This window comes from Capnocytophaga periodontitidis, assembly GCF_016126015.1.
Taxonomy (GTDB): domain Bacteria; phylum Bacteroidota; class Bacteroidia; order Flavobacteriales; family Flavobacteriaceae; genus Capnocytophaga; species Capnocytophaga periodontitidis.
In genome coordinates, this window is the sequence record NZ_JAEFDB010000026.1 from 1 (window position 1) to 4,590 (window position 4,590).

Sequence of the window (4,590 nt, forward strand, 5' to 3'; positions counted from 1 at the left end):
CTAATTTATCAAATAAAAAACGGAGTTGCAATCCTGCGACTCCGTTTTTATGTATATTTTGAAAAAAAAATAGATTTCTTCTAATGGTTGTTGTTTAGAACTTCTAAAGTGATGGATTTCTATAGTGTTTTCCTCTTTTTTCTTGAATTCTTTTAAAAACATCTTCACTTTTAGAAGTCATTCCTAACTTAGATTGCTCTTTTGAAATAGCTATTTTTCTAACGTCTTCTTCTGTTAGGTCATCTTCTTCATACATACTAATAACATTTAGCATATAGTTGTATTCTTCTTCTGGAATTAATCTAAAAGAATTTCCTTTTTTGTCCGTTAGAACTTCAGGTTCCTGTAATAAAACTGCTACACTCATAATCCTGATATTTTTTGCAAAGGTAATAATTATTTTTCAATCAATAATGTTTCATTCCCCTAAACTCTCTTTGATGTTGATGAGTGTTTGTTTGATATGTTCTAATTTCTCTATAAGGGCGAAATTGTCGAGTGTTTTTTGTTTTTCTTCTTTTAGGCGTTGGCGCGCTCCTTCAAGGGTAAAGCCACGCTCTTTTACTAAGTGATAAATCAGCTTGAGTTTTTGAATGTCGTCTGCTGAAAATTTCCTACTGCCTGAGGTTGTTTTACGCGGACTGATAATCTCAAACTCCTTTTCCCAAAAGCGTATCAGCGAGGCATTTACGCCAAATGCCTGCGCCACTTCGTTGATACTGTAATAGAGTTTTTCGGGTAAGTCAATATTAGGCATTAGGGGATAGGGATTAGGGATTAGGGGTTCTGATGATTTTTACTTGCTTGATGCGTTTTTTATCGAAGGCTTCTACAATGAATTTGTAGTTGTTGAAAAGAATAGGAATGCCTTTTTGAGGGAAATTACCTGCAATCTCTAAAAGGAAGCCGGCAAGAGTTTCGGCATCACCGCGTTTTTCATCGAAAAGAGCCTCTTCTTCATCGTTGAAATCGAGAATGCGATAGAAATCCTTTAACACTGTTTTTCCTTCAAAAATAAAGGTATTATCATCTACTTTGAAGTAGGTGATATCATCGTCGTCAAACTCATCGTTGATGCTGCCTACAATCTCTTCGATAATATCCTCTAAGGTAATCACGCCACAAGTGCCACCATACTCATCAACCACTACGGCGAGGTGTATTTTCTTTTCTTGGAACTCGCTGAGCAAATCGTCGAGTTTTTTGTTTTCAGGCACAAAAAAGGCGTTGCGTTTTACACTATTCCAGTCGAAGTCGGTTTTATCTAAGTGAGGCAAGAGGTCTTTGATGTAAATCACCCCTGTGATATGGTCTAAATTCTCGTGATATACGGGGATTCGCGAATAGCCTATGGCAACAATTTCGTTGAGCAACTCCTGATAAGAGAGATCTTCGCTGAGGGCAAAGATATCTACGCGGGGTACCATTACTTCGCGCGTTTCGGTATTGCCAAACGACACGATGCTCTCCAATATTTTCTTTTCCTCATTGGTGGTGTCTTCTTCCGAGGCAAGTTCTAAGGCTTGTGAGAGTTGTCCTATTGAAATATTGCTTTTTTGTTTGCCTAAACTCTTCTGAATCCATACCGTAAAGGCTTTCATCGGTGCGCTGATGGGCGTAAAGAAAGTGTCGAGCGTATAGATGAAGTAGGCGACGCGCTGTGCAAATTGTATGTTGTTGCGATTGGCATAGATTTTAGGTAGGATTTCGCCGCAGAGCAAGAGTACAAAGGTAACTACCCCCACATCAAGCACGACACGCACCCAAGGGGTGGTAATACCGCTAAAGAGGAAGTTACCTAAATCGACGAAGAGGAGTACGATGGAGATGTTTGCCAAGTTATTGGCAATAAGCACCGTTGCTAATAGTTTTTTGGGGTTATCAACGAGCTTGACGATGATATTGCTGGTAGCGGTTTTTTCGTCGCGGAGGGTATTTATCTCGGCAGGGGTGAGCGAAAAGAGGGCTACTTCGGCTCCTGAGATGAGAGCCGAGCACAGCAATAATACTATATATACAACAAATTGAATAATGAGCCCCCAATTGATGTCTAAAAAGGACATCAAAGGGAGTACCGACAAAGGTTCTGTTTCCAAAATATTATTATTTCGTTACACATTTAGAAAGGCGGCTGGGTACTTACGGGCGGTTCGTACGCCTTAGGTTCAGCCGTTTTTGGGGCGGGTTTAGGTTGCCCGTCGCGTTTGGGGTTTGGTAGGAAAGTTACATCGGTAGCGTGGATTTCAGTCATATAGCGCATTACGCCGTCTTCCGTTTGCCATTTGCGCGTTTTGATGCGCCCTTCCACATAGATAAGGTCGCCTTTGTGAGTGTATTTTTCTACGAGTTCAGCGAGCTTGTTGCGCACGATGATGGTATGCCATTCGGTACTGCTCATACGCTCGTTAGTAGCGCGGTTAGTATACTCATCATCAGTGGCTAAGGGGAACTGACCGATGCAGTTGCCTTCGCTAAAATACGTAAGTTTTACAACATCTCCCATACGACCTATGAGAATAACTTTATTTAAAGTTCCGTTCATTGATAAAATATATAAATATAGAGTTGATAATCAAAATATTTTTCAAAAGTACAACTTTTTTTCTACTTACCAAAATTTTGGTGATGAAATTTATTTTTTATTGATTTGCTAATTTGTGAATTTTTCAATATCTTTGTCGCTTGATAATACCTCATAAAATGAAAATAGTTCTTCTCTTTTTACATTTGTGTTGTTGCTGGGCGCTTTCGGCTCAGTCGTTTACGAAAGAAGTACCTTTTGAGCTCAAGGGCAAAGTGAAAATGCTCTATACTACAATTGAGTCCTTAAACCCTGAAATTACATTAGACCAAAACAACGATTTGTACAAACACCAAAAAGTGTATTTTGACGAGCAAGGAAAAGTTGTCAGTAGAACTTTATATAAAGATGATGGTCAAGAAGATGGTACACAGGTGTTTTCGTTTGATAAGAAGGGTTTTTTAACTGAAGTGAAGATTACGAACAAAAACAATTTGCTTGCTAATGAGGTACGTACACTGGTGTACAATAAAAAGAAAACTGAGGCAATAGCCAAACGATTTGTCGTTGCCGAAATGCATACGGTTTATCCTACCAAATATGTGTTCGACAAGCGTAAACGCCCTATAGAAATCACTGATTATTTTCCTAATGAGAAGGATATTATCCAAAAAGAGCGTTTTGAGTACAACGCTGCTGGCAAAATAACTGCCAACATCAAAGAACGAATGAACGGGAGTGTGGTGATTAGCACGTTCCTTACTTATAATGCTCAGAACCAAATTGTAAAGGAACTTACTGAAGTAACCCAAAACGGTAGTACTATTTATAAATTAGAGGCAACTTTTGCTTATACTGATAAAATGGGCTTCCCAACAGAACAAGTAACGGTTATCAATGGAGGTGCCCCTACGCGTTGTAGCTATGAATATCAATGGGATGCAAAAGGCAATTGGACGGAAAAGCGCTTTGTGGTGGACGGCAAGGCAATGGCTGCTGTAAAAAGAGAAATAACCTACTATTGAAATCCTAATGGTAGTTCATCTTAGGCATCACTCTCAAACTTAATTAACGTGAGTTTGATGTGACAAATGTATGGCTAAATATCTATTAATCAAATAAAGCTGATGGCACGAATTACACGGATTTTGACACGGAATGGGGTGCAAATATGGTTGTAAATTATAGTAGATGCGAGTTACAAGAAATACTCTAATGGGGTTTTACTTTGTTTGTTGTCTTAAAAAATCTTCTATAGGATTTGCTTTATTATCATTTCCATCACGTTGATATTGTATAGTTTCTTGATACAAAATTTCCCCTGTTTGTCCATCGATCACGAGATTAGTAGTAGGTTTTTGATATACATCATAAGGATCAAGAGGGAATATCACTACTAAATAATAGTATTTTTCTTTTTCTTCAAATTTTCTAAACTCAATATTACTCTCTCGTTTACCTATTTGTCGTTGATATTCTGTTTTTATCTTTTCTATTAACTGAGGTATAGAAAAAAGGTAATTTTTATCTTCATCTTCTTCCTTTATTATATTGCCATCTTTATCATAATATCGAGAAATACCATAGGGTACACCTGTAATATATTGACAAGAAAAGTTACGTTTTTTAGTAGCTAAATCATATATACATAAACGAGAATAAGGACTGAGAGTATCGTACTCCATTACTTGTATTGTGTTTCTGTTGTAAGAGTAGTATATTTCTACTCTTTTGCTTCTTTTTTTCAGGTATTTACTACTATTACTTGAGGAATAGGCATTATCTATTTCCCAGTTTTTAAATACTTTTTCGTCAAAAGTAAGCATTTGATGTACATTAAACTCTTGTGATTTGCAATTTATATAGCCACACAAAAGAATGTAAATTAATATTATTTTTCGCATTTTTCTTTATCAATTAATCATTAATAAAAGCCATTGCCAATGATGAAGATTATAGTTAAACAAAAATAGGTTTTGAATAAATTGGCTTGTTTTTAGGGGGCGTTTGCAAAACGCCCGTACACCACGCACTTTAAAAGCGATTGATTATCAGGTTTATAGACTTTG

The 4,590-nt window shown here is 37.1% G+C and carries 6 protein-coding genes; 1 reads left to right on the forward strand and 5 read right to left on the reverse strand.

All coding sequences use genetic code 11. The annotated features are described in order from the left end of the window. Positions 1-103: 103 nt before the first annotated feature. The 4 genes from I7X29_RS15050 to I7X29_RS15065 are packed head-to-tail and all read right to left on the reverse strand — an operon-like array spanning position 104 to position 2,542. The gene (locus tag I7X29_RS15050; protein ID WP_198475852.1) at positions 104-367 is read right to left on the reverse strand and encodes a toxin-antitoxin system, antitoxin component, PHD family protein; all 264 of its coding nucleotides are present in this window, start codon (positions 365-367) and stop codon (positions 104-106) included. 51 nt (positions 368-418) lie between these two features. Continuing rightward, the gene (locus I7X29_RS15055) at positions 419-757 is read right to left on the reverse strand and encodes a MerR family transcriptional regulator (protein ID WP_009414313.1); all 339 of its coding nucleotides are present in this window, start codon (positions 755-757) and stop codon (positions 419-421) included. Between the two features lie 13 nt (positions 758-770). Beyond that, positions 771-2,063 carry a gliding motility-associated protein GldE gene (gldE, locus tag I7X29_RS15060; protein ID WP_198475858.1) on the reverse strand — a complete coding sequence of 431 codons (1,293 nt, stop codon included), beginning with the start codon at positions 2,061-2,063 and terminating at the stop codon, positions 771-773. Between the two features lie 56 nt (positions 2,064-2,119). Then, positions 2,120-2,542 (reverse strand): single-stranded DNA-binding protein, encoded by a 423-nt coding sequence (locus I7X29_RS15065; protein ID WP_009414311.1) that lies wholly within the window; start codon positions 2,540-2,542, stop codon positions 2,120-2,122. 158 nt (positions 2,543-2,700) lie between these two features. Here I7X29_RS15065 and I7X29_RS15070 point away from each other — a divergent pair, with 158 nt between their 5' ends. Next, a complete protein-coding gene (locus I7X29_RS15070) occupies positions 2,701-3,546 on the forward strand; it encodes a hypothetical protein (RefSeq protein ID WP_198475854.1) in 846 nt (281 codons plus the stop codon). Positions 3,547-3,744: 198 nt separating this feature from the next. Here the strand turns inward: I7X29_RS15070 and I7X29_RS15075 are convergent, their stop codons facing one another. Beyond that, the gene (locus I7X29_RS15075; protein ID WP_198475856.1) at positions 3,745-4,425 is read right to left on the reverse strand and encodes a hypothetical protein; all 681 of its coding nucleotides are present in this window, start codon (positions 4,423-4,425) and stop codon (positions 3,745-3,747) included. Positions 4,426-4,590: the final 165 nt, after the last annotated feature.

Excerpts from the sequence above, each read along its gene's own strand:
- gldE (WP_198475858.1), bottom strand. The coding sequence starts at position 2,063 with ATGTCCTTTTTAGACATCAATTGGGGGCTCATTATTCAATTTGTTGTA.
- I7X29_RS15065 (WP_009414311.1), bottom strand. The coding sequence starts at position 2,542 with ATGAACGGAACTTTAAATAAAGTTATTCTCATAGGTCGTATGGGAGAT.
- I7X29_RS15075 (WP_198475856.1), bottom strand. The coding sequence starts at position 4,425 with ATGCGAAAAATAATATTAATTTACATTCTTTTGTGTGGCTATATAAAT.
- I7X29_RS15055 (WP_009414313.1), bottom strand. The coding sequence starts at position 757 with ATGCCTAATATTGACTTACCCGAAAAACTCTATTACAGTATCAACGAA.
- I7X29_RS15050 (WP_198475852.1), bottom strand. The coding sequence starts at position 367 with ATGAGTGTAGCAGTTTTATTACAGGAACCTGAAGTTCTAACGGACAAA.
- I7X29_RS15070 (WP_198475854.1), top strand. The coding sequence starts at position 2,701 with ATGAAAATAGTTCTTCTCTTTTTACATTTGTGTTGTTGCTGGGCGCTT.